The sequence below is a fragment of the Noviherbaspirillum aridicola genome (assembly GCF_019656455.1).
In the GTDB taxonomy this organism is placed as follows: domain Bacteria; phylum Pseudomonadota; class Gammaproteobacteria; order Burkholderiales; family Burkholderiaceae_D; genus Noviherbaspirillum; species Noviherbaspirillum aridicola.
In genome coordinates, this window is the sequence record NZ_BPMK01000001.1 from 297,867 (window position 1) to 315,328 (window position 17,462).

General features: G+C 65.2%; 20 protein-coding genes and 3 pseudogenes. 9 read left to right on the forward strand and 14 right to left on the reverse strand.

Annotated features, from left to right (window positions below; translation table 11 throughout):
* Positions 1–6 precede the first annotated feature (6 nt).
* A complete protein-coding gene (locus tag NCCP691_RS01410; protein WP_220806442.1) occupies positions 7–843 on the reverse strand; it encodes a hypothetical protein in 837 nt (278 codons plus the stop codon).
* Between the two features lie 348 nt (positions 844–1,191).
* Here NCCP691_RS01410 and NCCP691_RS01415 point away from each other — a divergent pair, with 348 nt between their 5' ends.
* Positions 1,192–1,470, forward strand: coding sequence for a DUF1488 family protein (locus NCCP691_RS01415; protein WP_220806443.1), 279 nt, complete (start codon positions 1,192–1,194; stop codon positions 1,468–1,470).
* An 86-nt stretch (positions 1,471–1,556) separates the two neighbouring features.
* Here the strand turns inward: NCCP691_RS01415 and NCCP691_RS01420 are convergent, their stop codons facing one another.
* Complete coding sequence (locus NCCP691_RS01420; RefSeq protein WP_220806444.1) at positions 1,557–2,387, reverse strand: Ntn hydrolase family protein; 831 nt, start codon at positions 2,385–2,387, stop codon at positions 1,557–1,559.
* Positions 2,388–2,611: 224 nt separating this feature from the next.
* Here NCCP691_RS01420 and NCCP691_RS21485 point away from each other — a divergent pair, with 224 nt between their 5' ends.
* Entirely contained in the window at positions 2,612–3,289 is a 678-nt protein-coding gene (locus tag NCCP691_RS21485) for a hypothetical protein (protein ID WP_220806445.1), read from the forward strand.
* Positions 3,290–3,525: 236 nt separating this feature from the next.
* Here NCCP691_RS21485 and NCCP691_RS01430 read toward each other — a convergent pair whose 3' ends face one another.
* The 4 genes from NCCP691_RS01430 to NCCP691_RS01445 form a co-directional block, all read right to left on the reverse strand.
* The gene (locus tag NCCP691_RS01430; protein ID WP_220806446.1) at positions 3,526–3,819 is read right to left on the reverse strand and encodes a hypothetical protein; all 294 of its coding nucleotides are present in this window, start codon (positions 3,817–3,819) and stop codon (positions 3,526–3,528) included.
* 259 nt (positions 3,820–4,078) lie between these two features.
* Complete coding sequence (locus NCCP691_RS01435; RefSeq protein ID WP_220806447.1) at positions 4,079–4,360, reverse strand: DUF4326 domain-containing protein; 282 nt, start codon at positions 4,358–4,360, stop codon at positions 4,079–4,081.
* Between the two features lie 7 nt (positions 4,361–4,367).
* Entirely contained in the window at positions 4,368–4,586 is a 219-nt protein-coding gene (locus NCCP691_RS01440) for a DUF3072 domain-containing protein (RefSeq protein ID WP_220806448.1), read from the reverse strand.
* A 184-nt stretch (positions 4,587–4,770) separates the two neighbouring features.
* Positions 4,771–5,370, reverse strand: coding sequence for a short chain dehydrogenase (locus NCCP691_RS01445; protein ID WP_220806449.1), 600 nt, complete (start codon positions 5,368–5,370; stop codon positions 4,771–4,773).
* A gap of 123 nt (positions 5,371–5,493) precedes the next feature.
* Between NCCP691_RS01445 and NCCP691_RS01450 the strand changes: the two genes are divergently transcribed.
* Positions 5,494–6,411, forward strand: a complete 918-nt coding sequence (locus NCCP691_RS01450; protein ID WP_220806450.1) for a LysR family transcriptional regulator — start codon at positions 5,494–5,496, stop codon at positions 6,409–6,411.
* 32 nt (positions 6,412–6,443) lie between these two features.
* On the opposite strand, the gene NCCP691_RS01455 is transcribed toward NCCP691_RS01450, so the two are convergent.
* Positions 6,444–7,424, reverse strand: a complete 981-nt coding sequence (locus tag NCCP691_RS01455; protein WP_220806451.1) for a Bug family tripartite tricarboxylate transporter substrate binding protein — start codon at positions 7,422–7,424, stop codon at positions 6,444–6,446.
* Between the two features lie 35 nt (positions 7,425–7,459).
* Positions 7,460–8,395 (reverse strand): 2-hydroxyacid dehydrogenase, encoded by a 936-nt coding sequence (locus NCCP691_RS01460; protein WP_220806452.1) that lies wholly within the window; start codon positions 8,393–8,395, stop codon positions 7,460–7,462.
* 120 nt (positions 8,396–8,515) lie between these two features.
* On the opposite strand from NCCP691_RS01460, the gene NCCP691_RS01465 reads away from it, so the two are divergent.
* A complete protein-coding gene (locus NCCP691_RS01465; RefSeq protein ID WP_220806453.1) occupies positions 8,516–9,433 on the forward strand; it encodes a LysR family transcriptional regulator in 918 nt (305 codons plus the stop codon).
* A 21-nt stretch (positions 9,434–9,454) separates the two neighbouring features.
* Here NCCP691_RS01465 and NCCP691_RS01470 read toward each other — a convergent pair whose 3' ends face one another.
* Complete coding sequence (locus tag NCCP691_RS01470; protein WP_220806454.1) at positions 9,455–9,688, reverse strand: hypothetical protein; 234 nt, start codon at positions 9,686–9,688, stop codon at positions 9,455–9,457.
* 153 nt (positions 9,689–9,841) lie between these two features.
* Here NCCP691_RS01470 and NCCP691_RS01475 point away from each other — a divergent pair.
* Positions 9,842–10,745, forward strand: a pseudogene (locus NCCP691_RS01475) (LysR substrate-binding domain-containing protein).
* A 36-nt stretch (positions 10,746–10,781) separates the two neighbouring features.
* On the opposite strand, the gene NCCP691_RS01480 reads toward NCCP691_RS01475, so the two are convergent.
* From NCCP691_RS01480 to NCCP691_RS01490, 3 genes are all read right to left on the reverse strand, one after another.
* Positions 10,782–11,096 (reverse strand): hypothetical protein, encoded by a 315-nt coding sequence (locus NCCP691_RS01480; protein WP_220806549.1) that lies wholly within the window; start codon positions 11,094–11,096, stop codon positions 10,782–10,784.
* Positions 11,097–11,213: 117 nt separating this feature from the next.
* Positions 11,214–12,668: a HupE/UreJ family protein gene (locus tag NCCP691_RS01485; RefSeq protein WP_220806456.1), complete on the reverse strand. Its 1,455-nt coding sequence runs from the start codon at positions 12,666–12,668 to the stop codon at positions 11,214–11,216.
* A complete protein-coding gene (locus NCCP691_RS01490; RefSeq protein ID WP_238482263.1) occupies positions 12,665–13,867 on the reverse strand; it encodes an NHL repeat-containing protein in 1,203 nt (400 codons plus the stop codon). Before NCCP691_RS01490 ends, NCCP691_RS01485 begins: the two co-directional genes overlap by 4 nt.
* A 414-nt stretch (positions 13,868–14,281) precedes the next feature.
* Between NCCP691_RS01490 and NCCP691_RS01495 the strand changes: the two genes are divergently transcribed.
* The 3 genes and pseudogenes from NCCP691_RS01495 (at position 14,282) to NCCP691_RS01505 (ending at position 16,218) form a co-directional block, all read left to right on the forward strand.
* Positions 14,282–15,427: a DUF3616 domain-containing protein gene (locus tag NCCP691_RS01495; RefSeq protein WP_220806457.1), complete on the forward strand. Its 1,146-nt coding sequence runs from the start codon at positions 14,282–14,284 to the stop codon at positions 15,425–15,427.
* A 208-nt stretch (positions 15,428–15,635) separates the two neighbouring features.
* A complete protein-coding gene (locus NCCP691_RS01500) occupies positions 15,636–15,839 on the forward strand; it encodes a type II toxin-antitoxin system VapB family antitoxin (RefSeq protein WP_220806458.1) in 204 nt (67 codons plus the stop codon).
* Positions 15,836–16,218: pseudogene (locus NCCP691_RS01505) on the forward strand (type II toxin-antitoxin system VapC family toxin). The gene NCCP691_RS01500 and the pseudogene NCCP691_RS01505 overlap by 4 nt, the downstream one beginning before the upstream one ends.
* A 114-nt stretch (positions 16,219–16,332) precedes the next feature.
* Here the strand turns inward: NCCP691_RS01505 and NCCP691_RS01510 are convergent.
* On the reverse strand, positions 16,333–17,064 hold the full coding sequence (locus NCCP691_RS01510; protein ID WP_220806459.1) for an SDR family oxidoreductase: 732 nt from the start codon (positions 17,062–17,064) through the stop codon (positions 16,333–16,335).
* A gap of 86 nt (positions 17,065–17,150) precedes the next feature.
* Here NCCP691_RS01510 and NCCP691_RS21575 point away from each other — a divergent pair.
* Positions 17,151–17,228 (forward strand): annotated as a pseudogene (locus NCCP691_RS21575) (DUF3649 domain-containing protein); the annotation flags it as partial.
* Here NCCP691_RS21575 and NCCP691_RS01515 read toward each other — a convergent pair.
* Complete coding sequence (locus tag NCCP691_RS01515) at positions 17,211–17,459, reverse strand: DUF4148 domain-containing protein (protein WP_220806460.1); 249 nt, start codon at positions 17,457–17,459, stop codon at positions 17,211–17,213. The pseudogene NCCP691_RS21575 and the gene NCCP691_RS01515 sit on opposite strands and share 18 nt — an antisense overlap.
* Between the last annotated feature and the right edge of the window lie 3 nt (positions 17,460–17,462).

Here is a 17,462-nt window from a genome sequence, read left to right on the forward strand (position 1 = left end):
CCGAGCTCAGTGCCGCGGCTGTCCCGCGCGCTCCACGGCTTCGCGTGCCGGCGCGGGCATGCGGTCCAGCGCAGCCTGGAACAGCGACGCGACCGCCTCGTGTATGTCGGGCCGCTTGTGCCGCTCTTCCACCTGACGCTGAACCTCGCTGCGGATATCGGCGAACAGTGCCGCGCCGAACGAAGGATAGCGCTGCGGCAGCGATGCCAGGAAACTGCTTGCCGCCTCGACACGCTGCGCGCGATGGGCTTCGCGCTGCGACGCGAAAATCGCCGCGTCTTCCTCATTCAGGATGGTGAAACGGCCCTGCTTGTCCCGCTCGATCTCGGCGGCGACCATTTCCGCGCACCGGTCTGCGATCCGCAGAGACAGTCTCGACGTGAATTCCCGGGCCGCGTCGCCGTCCGATCGCAGGAGCGCGAGGATGTCATCGCCGGATTCCGCCTCCAGTTCGTCATGCAGGCGGCCGGCCCTGTCCTTCGCCTCGGGATCGAGTCCGGCTGCCAGCACATCGGCCGCGCATTCGGCGCCATATGCCTGCAGGGCCGCCACTGCGGCGCGCTGCGCCGCCGGGACCGAGTCGTCCCTGGCCTTTTTCAGGCCGGCGAGGGCGGAGTCGGCGCTCGATGCGTCGGAGACGACGGCAATGAGCGCCGCGGCCAGTTCGTCGGCCACGGCGGACTGATCGATCGATTGCAGGGAAGGTTCGGATCGCATGTTCATGGTGTCCCATTGGTTGATGCTGCGTGAGGCGCTTCGCCGGGTGTCTGATTGACGTGGCAGGGTGGCTTTGGTTCGGAGAAGGCCGCGATGAACGCCGCGCCAAGGTTTCACCGCGGTCATGCGCCACCGAAAAAAACGCGAGGTCATGCGGCGTGCCGGGGCGAACGAGTATCTCGGGCAATTTTATTTTTCAGCCAATTCAAACCGAAGCGGCTTCTTGCTGTCATACTGGCAGCAACTCGACGGCGCCTGCATCGTTCATCAACCACATCCCTGCCGGCCGCGAGTTTTCCTCCAAGACCTCCTGCGGACGAATCCCCTCCACATACCGGTGTTGTACCAGGAACCACCGCACCGGTGCCCGCGCAGGCGACGCCGGCATCCGCTCGCCGCGTAACGACTTGCGGTACGACTTCAGCGATCGGGGCGCATGCGCCGCCCGCCGCTCAACCCAATCAGGAAAACATCATGACAAGCACAACAACCCAGCCGCGCCTCACCCAGGACGGCATACTCTTCAGCGTGACCGTCGAATCCGTCCGCCGGAATTGCGTCGTCACGCGCGACGCCCTGCAGACGCTGTCGCAGCTGAAATCCATGGACGACGCAGGAGGCGGCCTGCTCGGCATCTTTCATGCGTATGAAGCGAAGATCAGCGGCGTCGCCAGGCGGCTCGTCGGCGCAAGGGTGGCGGGCAACCCGCTGCTCATGAACAAGGCGACCTTCAGCGCGCCGCATACCGACTAGCAGCGCGTCCGCGTTCCTTCCACGCCGGACCGATCACGCCACTGTGCAACGGTTTCCGTAGCATCGGTCCCATCCGGCGTCGAAAGTCACGCGCCGGGATTCCGGCCGCTGACTTGCACCCACTGAAAGCCTTCGTGCTTGCTGATTGCGGCGATCTCGATCGGTCCGCCGACTATCTTCGGCCGCGACACCGAGAACTTGATGAAGCCTATCGTCGTCTCCACCAGATAGCGGGCGAGGTCGATCGCGTCCTGCAGGGGCATCGCCTCGATGAAGAGCAGTTCGTACAGCTCGGGAACGAGGCTTTCGCGCAGCCTGGCGGCATCCTCTTCGCTCATGCCCTGCCGCACGACGATCTCGTTGAACCGGGTCCCCAGCCCGAATACCAGGCGGTCCAGCGCTTCATACTCGCCGTCCCAGCGCAGACCGAACTCCTGTTCCGCCTGTATGCATGACGGCGCGGGGCAGTGCTCGCCCATCATGTTGACTTCCCAGACCTCCGCCAGCGGACGTCCCGCCGAATAACCGCATATCCGCACCTTGGTCCATGTGGTCGCGCCGTGCGGCACCGCCTTCTCTTCAAAGAGAAACTGCCGCAGGCGCGACGCGATGCCCTCGACGTCGTAATTGCCTGCATCGATGCGCCAGTCCGCATGGTCGGCGTCGTGCCCGCTGAAACGCCGGCCGAGGTCCTTGAGCAGCGTCGCCACCGACTCGTTGCCGATGCCTCCCGCGCCCGTCACCATCGCGGCGACCGGCAGGTCCTCGCGCAGATGGATGATCTTGCGCGAACTGTTGTAGACCATGCCGCTTGCGAAGGAGCTCGCACTGTCGGTGGCCATGACCACGCCGTCGTTGATCTTTACCGATACCAGCACCGTCACGATAGTCTTCCTTTCCGCCTGATCCCATTTCATGTCAGACGGAGCCGCAAGGGGATCGTTCTTTACCCGGCGCCATGCAGGGAAGGACGTCGCGCAACGGTTCCCTCGCACGCATGATCCAGATCGAAGATCGTGCAGTCTGACAATCTGTTACGAGATGGACAGAACACCGGCGCATCAACAGGAGTCGATTGAAGGTATCCCTGTGACGTGATTTCTGTTCAGGGAGCACCCTGTATTTCGTTTGGAGGAATCATATGCGACGCAAGAACGAGCGACTCTCTTACCTCATGGCGGTCTTCTTCACCGCCGCCTCGGCAACCGCTGTTGCACAGACAAGCACGACTCTCGGCACGGGCGGCAGCAGTGCCGGAAACGGCGCTGCCAGCTCCTCGCTGGGTACCGGCGGCAGCACCGCCGGGTCTCCATCCTCGGGCAGTTCCAGCACGCTCGGCACGGGCGCAAGCGCTGCCGGCAACGGATCGAGCAGTTCGGCGCTCGGTACCGGTGGCAGCAGCGCGGGCGGCGATCAGTCTTCCGGCAGTTCCTCCACGCTCGGCACGGGCGGCAGCAGCGCCGGCGGCGGGTCGACCGGCTCATCGTTAGGGACGACCGGCAGCTCCGCCGGAAGCGGTTCCGGAGGGTCCGTCGGCTCAGGCGCATCGACGATCGGTACCGGCGGCAGTTCGGCGGGCGGCGGCTCGACGGGTTCCGCGGTGGGTACCGGCGGCAGTTCCGCCGGCGCGGGCGATGCCTCGGGCGCACACGGTGCCAGGGGTTCGGGCGCGACGTCCGGCGGCAGCGGATCCGCCGTCGGCGCCGGCGCTGCGGGCAGCACGGCCGTGGACGACGACGCCGGCGGCAAGAAGGGTCGCAAAGTGCACAAGAACAGCAAGGACTGCCCGCCCGGACTGGAAAAGCAGGGTCGCTGCTGATTCAGGCACGGTGATTCATCCGCGCGATTCCTCCCGGGGGACGCGCATCGCCCGCACGCGGCGCGCAATCATCGCCGGGGCGGGCACAGCACAAGGAGATGCAACATGAAACCCGGTATTGGCATCAGCCTGCTTGCGGGCGCACTCGCCGTCTCGGTGTCCATGAACCTGCATGCGCAGGGCGCCACTTCGGGCGGCAGCAGCACTACTGAAAGCAGCGGCTTCGCCGCCGGACGTCATGCCGATGGCGGCACGGGTGTGCGCAAGGCGCAGAGCAGCAGCAGCAGCACCACCAGCGGCACCAGCACCGGCGGCTCCGGCGGCGCGGCCGGCAGTTCCAGCGCCAGCGGCAGCGGCGGAAGCGCCACTGCCGGAAGCGGCGTCAGCGCGTCGACGCTCGGCAGCGGCGGCTCATCCGCCGGCACGGAGAGCAGCCGGGGCGGCACCGCCACCAGCGCGAGCGGCCCGGGCAGCAGCGCAAGCGCGAGCGGGCCGAGCGGAAAGAGCACATCGGATTCATCGGGCAGCACGGCCGAACCCGCCCCGGGTGCATCCGGATACGCCCGCGACAAATCGGGCGGCGCACGCGGCAAGACCGATGCGCCGGGACAGAAGAAGAAATCCGACGGACAGAACCAGGCGGGCGGAACTGCGCGGGGAGGATGACCGGTCAGCCCCGGTGTGCCACGGCCCGCACCCCGTGCTGATCGCAGCCCCCGGGGCATGCGGTCCCCGGAGCGCACTCGTCCCGCGATGGGAAAAGCCCGGCGTCGAGAGCCGCGCCGCGTGTCAGGGCGAGGGCGGTGACGGCCGGTTGGCCACTTCGATCAGCACATCGCCGTGGCAAGGCCGGGGCGAGCAAAAGCACACGAGATCCCTGCCTGCCAGTTCCGTTCTCGCCGCGGCGAGCAGCCCGGGACGGCCGAGCAGCCACGCCCGGTAGCGGGCGATGACCTCGGCCCTCGTGCCGTCCTTGCCGATCACGAAAGGATTTCCCCATTTGCTGGGGCGACCGATAAAAACCGCGCCCGCCGGGATGCCGTCACGGTACCTGTTCAGCGTTCTCGGCATGGCGGGCCTACTTGCCCCTTCCTGTCTGCTCCTGCAGTTCCTCGATTTTCTCAGCCGCCTCGGCCTTGGAAAGATCCGGGGGCACTTCTTCTCCGGCTTCCTGCGCCAGCGTCCCGAGATAGGAGCGCTGTGCGCCGGTCATCGGTTCATCCCCGGTCTTCCAGTCCTTCGGGTCCTTGATCATGTTGCCGGTTTCCGCGGCGTGCGGCTGGCGTTTCGTGGTCATGGCAATCTCCTCTCGCTAAATCCGGTATGACTGTATATGCATACAGCGGTTCCCGTGCTATTGCGTTCAGGAGTTCGGCCCCAAAAGGGACTGGGCGCGATGCCCGCCGGCACGGGCATTGCCAGAGGCGGATGCGGCAAGCGCGCGCCGGACGTCCTCCGGCCGCGCTCGCTGCCCGGCCAGCTCACCACACCCGGTACACCTGCCCCGTCTGCAAGCCATCCACGCTCCGGCTGTAGGCCTTCGCGGTGCGCGCCGCCGTCACCGGCTCGAAGCCGAGGAAGTAGGGACCGTAGGCCGGCATGGATTCGACCAGCACGTTCGGGCTGACGGCATTGATGCGCAAGCCCCGGGACAGCTCGATCGCGGCCGCGCGGACGAAGCCGTCCACGGCGGCATTGACCATCGTCGCATTCACGCCGAAGCGGATCGGCTCGTCCGACACGATGCCGCTGGTGAGCGTGATGGAGCCGCCGTCCCTGAGGTGGTGCTGTGCGGCGAGCGCAATGTTGACCTGTCCCATCAGCTTGTCCTGGAGGCCCACTGCGAGCTGCTCCGCCGTCAGTTCGGCCAGCGCACCGAAATGCAGCTTGCCGGCGGCGACGACGACGGCGTCCACCGGCCCGGTCTTGCGAAACAGTTGCTGCACGCTCTCGGGGCGGGTCATGTCCACCCGCAGTTCGCCGCTCGACTGTCCGACGCTGACGATGTCGTGACGCTGTCCCAGCTCCTCGACGACCGCGCGTCCGATGGTGCCGTTGCCGCCGATGACGATGACTTTCATTGCATTCTCCTCAGTAGTGGTTGACTTGCCGGTGTGTCTCACCGGTGCAGCCATTGTGGATTCCGCCCGGTCAGGAATAAATGGACTAACATGACGTTCATTCCTAACTACGGATTTCTAATCATGGACAGACTGCGGAGCATGGAAGTGTTTGTGGCGGTGGCCAACGCGGGCAGCTTCGCGGCGGTATCGGAGTCGCTCGGCATGTCGGCCGTCATGGTCGGCAAGCATGTGCGCCAGCTCGAGCAAAGGCTGGGCATCAGCCTGATCAGCCGCACCACGCGCCGCCAGAGCCTGACCGAGGCCGGGCGCGCGTATGCGGAACGCTGCCGGCTCATCCTTGCCGAGATCCGCGCGGCGGAGTCTGGCGCGGAGGCGCTGCGCAGCGCGCCGCGCGGCAGCTTGCGCATCAGCGCGCCGGTATCCTTCGGCACCCAGCGGCTGGCGCCCGCGATCACTGAATATCTCGCCGCCTACCCGGAGGTCGGCGTGGATCTGAACCTGAGCGATCGCGTGGTGGACCTGGTGGAGGAGGGCTTCGATGCCGCGGTGAGAATCGGTGATCTGCAGGACTCGACGATGGTGGCGCGGCCACTGATGCCTTACCAGATGGTGATGTGCGCCTCACCGGAGTACCTGAGCAAGGCGGGCGTCCCGCGCAGGCCGGCCGACCTCGCGCGCCACCAGTGCCTGGACTTCTCGCCGCATGGCAGGCGCGTGCACTGGAATCTGAAAGGCATCGAAGGGGAATTTCCGGCGAGCCGCTTCCGCTCCAACAATGGCCAGGCGCTGCGGATGGCGGCGATCGCCGGACACGGCATCGCGATGCAGCCGGAAATGCTGCTGCGCGAGGATATCGATGCGGGGCGCCTGGTTGTGCTGATGCCCGATTACCTGCCGGAGCCGAGGCCGATGTCGCTCATCTACCGGCGCGACCACCAGCCGACGCCCAAGATGCAGACCTTCATCGCCTTCATGCTCGAGCGATTCGGGCATCAGGCGCAGCGCACCCGGCCGGCACGTGCGAAGCGCGCGCGATGACTGAGCCTGCGGAGCGCGCCGCCCCCGAGCGCTCAGTCGAGCGTGATTTTTGCGTCGGTAATGACCTTGCCCCAGTGCGCGATCTCGGACTTCATCCATGCGGAGAATTCCTCGGGCGTGTTGGTCTGGGGTTCGGCGCCCTGGGCCGCCATTTTCTCGACCACATCGGGCAGCTTCACGATGCGTGCCATCTCCGCGTTGAGCTTCGCGATCACGGGCTTCGGCGTGCCCGCCGGCGCCATCACGCCCTGCCAGCTGCCGGAGACGAAACCGGGGACGGTTTCGCCTATCGTCGGCACATCGGGCAGCTGGGGCAGGCGGTTCTTGCTCGACACCGCGAGCAGGCGGATTTTCCCGGTCTTCACATGCGGATAGGTGGCGACCATGCCGTTCATCGTCGCGTCGATCTGCCCGCTGATGAGGTCGGCGAGCGCCTGGGCGCCGCCCTTGTAGGGGATGTAGCCCCATTCCGCGCCGGTGCGCTGCGCGAACAGCACGCCGGCCAGGTGAGGCGCGCTGCCCGTGCCCGCCGCGGCCGCGAAATTGAGCTTGCCCCGGGTTGCCTTGGAATGCGCGATCAGCTCCGCCGTGGTCTTGACCGGCAGCGCACTGCTGGTCACGAGCAGGTGCGGCGAGTAGGCGAGCATCGTCACCGGCGCCAGGTGCACCTGCGGATTGAAGGGCAGTTTCGGATAGAGGGTGGGGCTGATGGTCAGGTTGCCCATGTCCATCAGCAGCAAGGTGTAGCCGTCGGGATCGGCCTTGGCGACATGGTCGGCGCCGATATTGCCGTTGGCGCCGGGCCGGTTGTCCACGATCACCGGCTGTCCCCAGGCCTCGGTCAGTTTCTGACCCACCATCCGGGCCAGCACATCGGAGGTGCCGCCCGCGGGGAAGGGCACGACGATCCTGATCGGCTTGACGGGATAGTTGGGCGACGCCTGGGCCAGTGCGGCCGGTGCGGACGCCAGCGCGCAGAGCGACGTCAGTGCCGCCAGCAAGATTTTTTTCATGCGTGTCTCCTTGTCTGTAATGATTGTGCCCGTCGTCAGGCAACCGGCGTGACGAGTTCGCCGGATGAGAAATACGAGGCCAGATTGGCCAGCACCAGTTCGCTCATGGCGGCCCTGGTTTCCGTCGTGCCGCTGGCGATGTGGGGCAGCAGCACGACATTGTCGAGACCGAGCAGCGCGGGCGGAACATGCGGTTCCTTGTCGAACACGTCCAGCCCGGCGCCGGCGATCGCCCCGGCGCGGAGGGCGTCGACCAGCGCGCTCTCATCCACCACGGTGCCCCGCGAAACGTTGATCAGATAGCCTTGCGGGCCGAGCGCGGCCAGGATTTCGCGCGAGATCAGGCCCTTGGTATGTTCGCCGCCGGCCACCGTCACCACGAGGAAGTCGGCCCAGTTCGCCAGCGCCGCCAGCGACGGTTCGAAGCGATGCGGCGAATCGGCCGGCCGGCGGTTGTTGTAGGCGATGTTCATGTCGAAGCCTGCGGCGCGGCGGGCGACGGCCTGGCCTATCCTGCCGAGGCCGACGATGCCCATGTTCTTTCCGCTGACCCGCGTGCGTACCGGGAAGCGCGCATTCGGCCATTCGCCGCGTCGGACATAGCGGTCGGCGGCGCTGATGCCGCGCGCCACATCGATGACCAGGCCGAAGGCAAGATCGGCGACGCAGTCATTGAGCACGTTCGGCGTGTAGGCCACCTTCACGCCGCGGCGGCGCGCGGTATCGAGCGCAATCTTGTCGTAGCCGACACCGAAACTCGCGATCAGCTCAAGGCGCGGCAGCGCCTCGATCAGCGCGGCGTCGGCGCCTACCGGCGCCGAGGTGACCAGCGCGCTGACGTTCTCCCCATGGCGGCGGGCAAGTGCCCGTGCGTCGGACCCGCCGTCGAGCCGGAGGACGTCGTATCCCTCCGCCAGCCGGGCTTCCAGGTCGGGCATCAGAGGTCCGTTCTGCAGAATGGTTTTCTTCATGAGGCACAGTGGGGAAGTGGCGCCGGTCGCGAGGGACCATGCCTGACACTGAGAGTGTAGTGAAGACAACGATATTCGTCTAAGCTAGATACTGAATTGATTGATTCAGGAATTGTATCGATGTTCGAGCTTTTTCAACTGCGCTGTTTCGTCACCCTCGCCGAGGAACTGCATTTCGGCCGCGCCGCCGCCCGGCTGCACATGACCCAGCCGCCGCTGAGCCGCCAGATCCAGCTGCTGGAACATGCGCTGTCGGTGAAGCTGCTCGAACGGACCAGCCGTTCGGTACGGCTGTCCGCGGCCGGCGAAGTTTTCTACCGCGACGCCGTCTCCATCCTGCGCCATGCGGACCAGGCGGCGGCGCTGGCAAAGCGGGTGGAGAAGGGCGAAGCGGGCCGGGTCACGGTCGGCTTCACCGCGGTCGCCGGTTACGACCTGCTCCCGCGCATCGTGTCCGCGGCCCAGCAGCGGTTTCCGATGACGGACGTCGTGCTGCGGGAAATGGTGTCGAAAGACCAGCTGGAAGCGCTGGAATCCGGGGCAATCGATATCGGCTTCGTTCGGCCGCTTTCCGGCGCCGGCACGTCGACCAGTCGGCATCTGCTGCTGCGCGACCCGCTGGTCCTTGCGGTACATGCCGACCACCGGCTCGCCCGCAAGAAGGACATCCGGCCGGAGCATCTGCAGGACGAGCGCTTCATCATGTACTCGCCGGACGACGGCAGATATTTCTATGAACTGGTGAGCGGTCTGTTCGCGAGCGCGGGCGTGCAGACCCGCCACGTCCAGCATATCGGGCAGACGCACACCATCCTCGGACTCGTCCGCGGCGGCGTCGGCATGGCGATCGTCCCCGCCTCGGCCATGATGCTGCCGTTTCGCGAGGTTCAGTTCAGGCCGCTCTGGCGTTCAGGCATCGTTGCGGAACTCTGCCTCGCCTGGCGCCCGGAGTCGAGCAATCCCGCCGTGGAGATCGTTGCCGGATTCGTGAAACAGCATTTTTCGGGCACTGCCCGCGGCTCCGCCGTCCCCGCGTAAAGCAGCAGGCCGCCGGCTTTCCTATCGCCGCCTGCGGGTGGCGTCGCCTTCGTACAGTCCGGCGCCGATCGCGTACTCGTCGCCGTGGCCGAGGCCGAGGTCCTTCAGAAGTCCGTCGTTCCAGTACGCGGGACAGGCGGCGCGCGGCCGCAGCCGGGATCTCGCCGCCGCCAGGCGGTGGCGAATGGCGGCGCCGCAGTCCGCGGCCACCGCAATAATGCTGGCGCACATTGAGCGATAAGAAATGCGATGCATGGCTTCACCTGTTCATGTCGGACATGTGTTCACCGGACGTGAGTGCACTGCGCCTGCCGGCTGGACCGAAGCGAGGGCTTCACATGTCAATCTAGCGCTGCTCAGGTATGCTGCTCAAACGAGATTTCGTCGTCTTTCGCATGAGGATGAAGAATGTCAGCACCCTTGGTTCGCCTGCCTTCGCTTGATCTGGTCCGCGGTTTCGTGGCGGTCGGCCGCCGCATGAGCATTACCCTGGCCGCGCGCGATCTCTGCCTCACCCAGTCGGCGGTAAGCCGCCAGATTCACACCCTGGAAGAGTCGCTCGGCATGAAGCTGCTGGTGCGTGGCCACCGATCCATCGCATTCACGCCGGAGGGCGAGCGCCTGTTCCGCAGTGCCGACAGCGCGCTGCAGCAGCTGCAGGACGTGGTCGGTGCGCTCAGGGGAACGACGGGGCAGCGAGTGGTGACCATCACGTCAACCACGGGGGTCACCGGCCTCTGGCTGATGCCGCGGCTCGGCGCCTTTCTGCAGGCACATCCGGATATCGAGGTACGCCTGGCTGCAAGCACCCGCGTGGTGGACCTGCATGCGGAGGGCGTCGACCTCGCAATTCGATACGGTAGCCGCGACGCGATGCCGGATGGGACGGAGCATCTTTTCGACGAAACCGTCGTCCCGGTTGCTCATCCGTCGCTGGGGCTGACCGCACTCGACGGCACGGCCGCGGTGGAAAAACAGATGCTGCTCGAGTTCGACGGCCCCTATCGGCCGTGGCTGCAATGGCAAGCGTGGCTGTCCAGCCAGGGTTGGGAGCGTGTCCAGCCGAAGGGCATGCTGCGGTTCAATCAGTACGATCAGATGATCCACGCGGCGGTGGCGGGGCAGGGCATCGCACTCGGCCGGCGCGCACTCGTGTCGCAGATGCTGGGCGACGGACGCCTGATAGCGCTCGACCCCGCGTCCGGGGCCGTTGAACGACCATGCCTACTGGCTCATCCACGCGGACGCGAAGCCGGCGCCGGAAGTCATGACGATGATGGCGTGGGTACGTTCCGAGGCGCGTGGCATGTAACCGGGCGTGCCGGCCAGGCGGCGAGGACAGGCGGCGCTATGCGTCCGAAAGAATCTCGTGGGTGAGGTTGTCGACCACGACCGGCGTGTCGAAGTACGTGACCGAAGGCTCGGTGCCGTACTTCTCGCGGACGAACACCCGCCAGTCCTCGGTGTACATCGCCTCCGCCTCGGCACGGGAATGCCAGAGATAGACTCCCCCGGCCGTCCTGCCGTCCGCCGACAGGATATAGCACTTGCGGAAGAGCCCGGCCGCGTCCAGGTATTTCGGTGCGGTGCTCAGGAAAATCCGCCGCGCCTCCTCCCTTGTGATCGCTTGCGGCAGTTGAAATGTGGTGATGGCGGTGATCATCGTAGCGCTCCCCCGGCCCGGATTGATGAATGGCGCAAAGGTCTCCCGTGGGCCGGACAAGACCGTCGCACTGTCACAATCTAACCGCCGCCGCGCGCCGCTTCAATCTCGGAAAACTCATGGGTCGCATGAGGTGGATGCATGCGTGACGGGAGGAGCCGGCGACGCCGCGCTTGCCGCCTGTACGCCGCCGGCCCGCGGGGTGGATCCATCGCCTCGCGCCTGAGTTTCCCGCCGGCGACGCGCCGCCCGCATCGGGAGCGCGAGCGCAATGCCCAGCGCAAGCGCGGGCACCAGGAGCATCGCTGCCGCCCCGTCGGCGTCGGCATCGCGCAGCGCTTCGAAGCGTTCCCCCGCCCAGTGCAGCGCGGTATGGCCGATGAGTACCGAGAGCGTCAGGGTGATGACGCGCTCGGGCGCGAGTCCGGACCGGTATAGCAGCACGAGCAGTGGAAGCGCCAGCGCCAGGACCAGCAACTGTCCGAACTCGATGCCGACATTGAAGGCCAGCAGCGACAGCAGCAGATGCGATCCCGCGAACTGCAGCTGCGACTGCAGCAGGAAGGAAAATCCGAAGCCGTGCACGAGGCCGAATATCGCGCTCAGCGCCCAGCGGTGGCGCAACGAAGGCCGGACGGCATTCTCGAGCGCCATGTAGAGGATGGACGCCGCGATCAGGAATTCGATCAGCGGCGCAAACCAGCCGCCCGCAGGCGTGAGCCCGTAAGCGGCCGATATCAGCGTGACCGAATGTCCGACGGTAAAGGCGGTGACCACGCCGGCCAGCGTCCAGTCCAGGCGGCGCAGGGGAATGACCAGGCAAAACAGAAACAACAGGTGATCCGGGCCGTCGAGAATATGGGCGAAGCCCGACCTGACGAAGGTCGACGCGGCCTGCAGCCAGCTCGGGTCGAGAGCGACCGCGTCGCCGCCAGTGGCAAGGTCATAAGCACGCACCGTGCCGCTACGGGAAATGTAACGCAGGTCGATCTTCAGCCGGTCGCGCAGTCCGGGGGCGATCCCGAACCTGGCCTCGAACGTGGACTGCGCGGCGTCGATCGGATAAACCAGGTGGGCATCGAAGTACCCCTGATTCCAGAACACATAGGTGCTGTCGGGCAGGCGCGGCCCGTCCAGCAGCGCGAGCGCCCGCTCGTAGCTGTCGAAGGAGCGGTCGGAGGGCAGGGAGATGCGGCCCCGGCCCTCAGCCATCGCCAGCCGGCGGTCATTCGCCGTGAGCACGATGCCGCGGTCTGTCGCGGCCACGGCGCGCGCGATCCCGGCATCGATCTCCGACAGCGCGAGATAGCCGGGGCCGCGCTTGGGCAGATCGATGTTGAGCAGCAGGGCGAGCGGCATGCGCACCAGCAGGTGAAGCCGGTCGCCCTCCGGCTTGACGAACACATGCATGCGCATTTCGCCGGGCACATCGTGCGCCCGCAGCGACAGGGGGCTGAGTGCGATGGCAAGCAGCACGCAGGCCAGGACAGCCTTCAGCAGCGCCCGGGCCGGCGACGACGGGGAGGCGCCGCGCCTCCCGCCGCATCCTTGCGCCTGTACCGTCGCCGTCACTGCTGGCCGTTGTTGCCGCGGTTGACCGGCACGAACTTCTGGGTACGCTTGCCGGTATCGACCTCGGCCGTATAGATGTTGCCCTGCGAGTCGACGGCGAGGTTGTGCACCCAGTGGAACTGCCCGGCATAACGTCCATGTCGCCCGAAGGAGCCGGCCACCGTGCCGGCGAGCCGGTTGAGGATCCAGACCTTGTTGTTCTCGCCGTCGGCGTCATACATGCGTGCCTGATCCGGAGAGACGTCGAGGTCCCAGGTGGAGCCGTTGCCGAGGGTGTTGGGCGCGGTGAAGAATTCGCGCACGAAGGTGCCGTTCTTCTGGAACACCTGCACCCGGTTGTTCACCCGGTCGCACACATACACCAGATTGTCATTGGTGATTCGCACGCAGTGAACCGGGTTGCGGAACTGCCTCGCCGGCGCCTGTCCGGCAGTGAAGGGGCCCGGGTCGGCATCGTTCGGTGTCGCGCCGTAGGCGCCCCAGTGCCGCAGGTAGCGGCCGGTATTGCCGTCGACGACAAGCACGCGCTTGTTCTGGTAGCCGTCGGCGATATACGCCTCGTTGTTGGTCGGGTCGACCTCGATGTCGGCCGGCTGTCCGAGCAGCGGCGTGTCGCCGAGCCCGCCGGTGGTCGCATTGCTGCCGCCCGTCGCGCCCGCCTTGCCGACCTGGAGGAGGAAGGTGCCGTCGGCACTGAACTTCAGCACCTGATGATTATTGGCCCCATTGCCGGCGATCCAGACATTCATGTTGTGGTCGACAAAGATGCCATGCTCGTTCGTCGGCCACTCGCATCCCCTGGCCGGCGTGCAGCGCTCGGTCAGGAAGCCGGGATCGGCGGCGCCTCCCCATGCGAGCAGCAGGTTGCCCTCGCGGTCGAACTTCATCACGGACGGAGCCGGCAGGCAGCACTCGGAGCGGGGCGGTGTCTGCGCGAGACCGGCCTCGTCGGGAGTCAGCGAACCGGGACGCTGGATGATCCAGATATGGTCATTCCGGTCCACCGCGATGCCCGCCACCTGTCCCAGCAGCCAGTTGTTCGGCAATGGTTTGGGCCAGCCGGCATCCACCCTGAACTCGGCGTTGCCGTTTCCATCGTTTGTTCCGTTCGTTCCGTTCGTTCCATTCACCGCCAATGCATTGGGCCCCATGCCCAGGATCGGAAGCAGCAGTGCAAGCCCGGCAAGAAATGCTTTCATGATGTCTCCTTTCAGGTGCCTCCACTGATGACTATGGTTCTTATAGAAGTACAGGCGCATCCCGTCCGGCCGCCCGGCCGGCGGGCAATGGATTGCATCGGGATGCATCGATGTCGGCGGGCGTTCCTGGTCAGGAGGGCGCATCCGGACAGATGTGGGCGACGGACGGACTTCGAAGCCGGTGGCCCCGGTAGCGGGACGTGACCATGCTTGTCTCCTCGGACTTGATTGTTCGCGCGCCGGTAGCCGGGCGCATGTAAATCAAACTAGTTGACGGTCCCGGTCAGGCGCTGATAATTCTCAAAGCCGCTGATGGATGACCGCAGGTTGCCCCGCACATGGTGTTTGTGCGTTGTCGACCGCACCGGTGCGCACGGCGATATGCTCGAATCTTTCCATGCCGGGGTGAATACCATGCATCCATCCGCGATCGTTCTGCTCGAATTCCATCCCGAGCGGGATGACCTGACCAGGGACAAGGAATTGCGGGACGGCTTGTCGGTTGCCCTGCGAATGGGAAACAACCTGTGGGTCGCGAACGATGAATCGCTCAGTCTCGAAAGGCTGACCCTGTCGCCCGAGGACAGCACGGGCACGAGCAGCATGACGCACGGCCATGTGCAGTTTTCGCTGGCCGATTTTCTGGCGCTGCCTCTGCCTCCCGGCGGCGACCCGGAAGCACTGCATGAAGCGGACATCGAAGGCCTGGCATGCGACGGCAAGTATCTCTGGATTGCCGGATCCCACAGCCTGCGGCGAAAGAATCCCAAAGCCGGCGACGGCACGAAAAAGGCGCAGAAACGGCTCGCCTCCGTCAGCGCCGACGGCAACCGCTATCTGCTGGCCCGGATTCCCGTGGTCGAGCAGGACGGCACCCATACGCTGGTGCGGGAAACGGAGCACAAGGGCAGGTTGCGTACTGCCGCACGGCTGCGCGGCGACGCGCATGGCAACGAACTGACTCTGCTGCTGCTGCATGACGAACACTTCGGGCCATTCCTCGCGATTCCGGGCAAGGACAATGGCTTCGACATCGAAGGCCTGGCCGTCGCGGGCAAGCACCTGCTCGTCGGCTTGCGCGGGCCGGTCCTGCGCGGCTGGGCGGCGATCGTCGAAATCGCACTCGCGGAGGACGAACAGCCGACGCAACTGCGGCTGGCACCGGTCGAGGATGGCGATGGGCGGCTGTACCGGAAACATTTTCTGGACCTCGGCGGCCTCGGCATCCGCGATCTCTGCGTGCAGGGCAAAGACCTGCTGATCCTCGCCGGACCGACGATGGACCTCGACGGTCCGGTCGTGGTTTTTCGCTGGCCAGGCGGCGCGGAGCCCGACAAGGAGTCCATCGTCAGCGCGGACGAACTCGAACGCGTCCTCGATCTGCCATTCGGTCACGGCGTCGATCATCCCGAGGGCATGACGCTGTTCCCGCTGATGAACGGCAGCGAAGAGGGACTGCTGGTCGTCCACGACGCCGCCTCGCCAAGCCGGCAGATAGGCGAAAGCACGGTGGTTGCCGACGTCTTTCCGTTACCGCGGCGGAAGAAGAACGGGCGGTAACGCGGGGGGGCTGCCTTGGGGGCGATGCGGGGGGAGCGGTCGGGGGAATCTCAGCGCTGAGATGGCGACCGCGCTTTACATAATACAGATTACCCGCGTTTTTGCGAAGCAGAAATCATTGTCTTTTACGCCAGATGCGGCACATATGTAGTTGCAGTGATGTCGAGTCTGATGCACGCTCACATCCAGTATGATGCTAGGAGCTGACATGAGAACGACCGTGACAATTGATGACGAGCTGTATGAAAAGGCCTTGGAAATGGCGGATCCCGCGATGGACAAGGCGGATCTGTTTCGCGAGGCGATCAAGACCTTCGTTCGGGTGCAAGCAGCCAAGCGCCTAGCGGCCCTGGGTGCTTCCGCGCCGCAGATGCAAGACGTGCCGCGCCGGCGTGTAGACCCAGCGCAATGAAAGGCATCCTCGTCGACACCTCGGTCTGGGTCGACCACTTCCGGAGCGCAACGAGACGCTGGTACACCTCCTTAACCTGGATCTGGCACTGACCCATCCCATGATCCTAGTTGAACTGGCTTGCGGGACGCCGCCGCCCCCGCGCGCGCAGACACTCAAGGACATCGGTCTGCTGCAACAGACGCAGCAGGCCAGCTTGCGCGAAGTCATGGAGTTCATCGAACGCGAACAGCTATATGGCCCGGGGTGCGGACTGGTCGACATGGTCCTATTGGCTTCCACGTTAGTCACGCCGGGCACAACGCTGTGGACGCTCGACAAACGCTTGGGCGGACTGGCCGAACGGTTCGGCGTACTGCACCAACCCACAGTGCATTAGCAGCGCCAGCTTCAAACGTCACGACTGGCTTTATTTGTCGAAATGCGTCTATTCAACGGCGATGCCTGGGAAAAGGCTGGGATTGCGCTCAACCCGCGGGGGCGATCCCAAATCTCAGCCCTGGGCGGTCGGCCGAATTACGATGCTGCCTACATCCACCTCGGGCGGTTGATTGATCGCAAAGAGTATGCCCCGGGCGATCGAATCCGGCGAAATCGCTATGGCTTTCAAACGATCTTCGATTTCGGTCCGCGTTGCCTGAACGGTTATTGATTCTCCGAAGTTGGTATCGATCATGCCCGGCGAAATCTCGGTAACACGGAGGTTGGGCCCCGCCTCCTGTCGTAACGCCTCCGTTGCGGTGCGCACAGCGTTCTTGGTGGCCGCATATATGCCCATTGTCGGTAAAATCGTCAGGCCTGCTGTAGATATCACATTGATTACATGACCGCTTTCCTGCCTCGCGAACACAGGCAGAGCAGCAGCGATGCCGTATAGCGTGCCACGCAGGTTCACATCGATCATCGCGTCCCAATCATCTACTTTCAGCGCGTCGAAGCGCGAAATCGGACCAATTCCGGCGTTGTTCACTATCACGTCAAGTCGTCCGAAGTGGGCGACCGCGTGAGCAACCAAGGCTTCAAGATCAGTGCGCCGTGTCACATCGGTCACGCAGTAGCTCGCTCGTTCCCCCGCATCAATAAGCTCCCTCGTCAGGGCCGCAAGCTCAACCTCACGCCGGGCGCCGAGCACGACTGCGTGACCTTTCTTCGCCAGCAAACGTGCCGTGGCGCGCCCGATACCACTGCTTGCGCCTGTGATTGCAATAACTTTCATGTCATTCATATCGCTTTCCTTGTGAGTTCAAAGCCAAACTCAAACATGGACATCAAAGATGATCTGTACTCGCGCAATATAGAGTGCTTGCCTGATTCTCCACCCGGTCCGCGCAACGCGCGTGGACCGGGATTCCCGGAGCGGGCGAACACCGATCAGCCGCCGAAACCTGAGGTGTTGCCACTGTAGAGATCGCGAGCGGGACGCTGACGCTTGTACGCTTCCAGTTCCGCGATCACTTCGGCACGTGTTTTCGTCGACACCACCGGCGCCGGCGTGTCGACGCCGTCCATGCGCTGGGTTACCGCCATTCCCCTCAGTTGCGCTTCACGCAGCTCCCGCAGCACCGCCTCACGCGTGACGGTGGAGGGCACGACCACGAACTGCGGATACTCGCTGTTCACGTA

Coding starts and splice junctions, on each gene's coding strand:
- NCCP691_RS01495 (WP_220806457.1), top strand. CDS start 14,282: ATGCATCCATCCGCGATCGTTCTGCTCGAATTCCATCCCGAGCGGGAT.
- NCCP691_RS01480 (WP_220806549.1), bottom strand. CDS start 11,096: ATGATCACCGCCATCACCACATTTCAACTGCCGCAAGCGATCACAAGG.
- NCCP691_RS01500 (WP_220806458.1), top strand. CDS start 15,636: ATGAGAACGACCGTGACAATTGATGACGAGCTGTATGAAAAGGCCTTG.
- NCCP691_RS01460 (WP_220806452.1), bottom strand. CDS start 8,395: ATGAAGAAAACCATTCTGCAGAACGGACCTCTGATGCCCGACCTGGAA.
- NCCP691_RS01490 (WP_238482263.1), bottom strand. CDS start 13,867: ATGAAAGCATTTCTTGCCGGGCTTGCACTGCTGCTTCCGATCCTGGGC.
- NCCP691_RS01420 (WP_220806444.1), bottom strand. CDS start 2,387: ATGAAATGGGATCAGGCGGAAAGGAAGACTATCGTGACGGTGCTGGTA.
- NCCP691_RS01470 (WP_220806454.1), bottom strand. CDS start 9,688: ATGCATCGCATTTCTTATCGCTCAATGTGCGCCAGCATTATTGCGGTG.
- NCCP691_RS01445 (WP_220806449.1), bottom strand. CDS start 5,370: ATGAAAGTCATCGTCATCGGCGGCAACGGCACCATCGGACGCGCGGTC.
- NCCP691_RS01435 (WP_220806447.1), bottom strand. CDS start 4,360: ATGCCGAGAACGCTGAACAGGTACCGTGACGGCATCCCGGCGGGCGCG.
- NCCP691_RS21485 (WP_220806445.1), top strand. CDS start 2,612: ATGCGACGCAAGAACGAGCGACTCTCTTACCTCATGGCGGTCTTCTTC.
- NCCP691_RS01510 (WP_220806459.1), bottom strand. CDS start 17,064: ATGAATGACATGAAAGTTATTGCAATCACAGGCGCAAGCAGTGGTATC.
- NCCP691_RS01450 (WP_220806450.1), top strand. CDS start 5,494: ATGGACAGACTGCGGAGCATGGAAGTGTTTGTGGCGGTGGCCAACGCG.
- NCCP691_RS01410 (WP_220806442.1), bottom strand. CDS start 843: ATGACCGCGGTGAAACCTTGGCGCGGCGTTCATCGCGGCCTTCTCCGA.
- NCCP691_RS01455 (WP_220806451.1), bottom strand. CDS start 7,424: ATGAAAAAAATCTTGCTGGCGGCACTGACGTCGCTCTGCGCGCTGGCG.
- NCCP691_RS01415 (WP_220806443.1), top strand. CDS start 1,192: ATGACAAGCACAACAACCCAGCCGCGCCTCACCCAGGACGGCATACTC.
- NCCP691_RS01465 (WP_220806453.1), top strand. CDS start 8,516: ATGTTCGAGCTTTTTCAACTGCGCTGTTTCGTCACCCTCGCCGAGGAA.
- NCCP691_RS01440 (WP_220806448.1), bottom strand. CDS start 4,586: ATGACCACGAAACGCCAGCCGCACGCCGCGGAAACCGGCAACATGATC.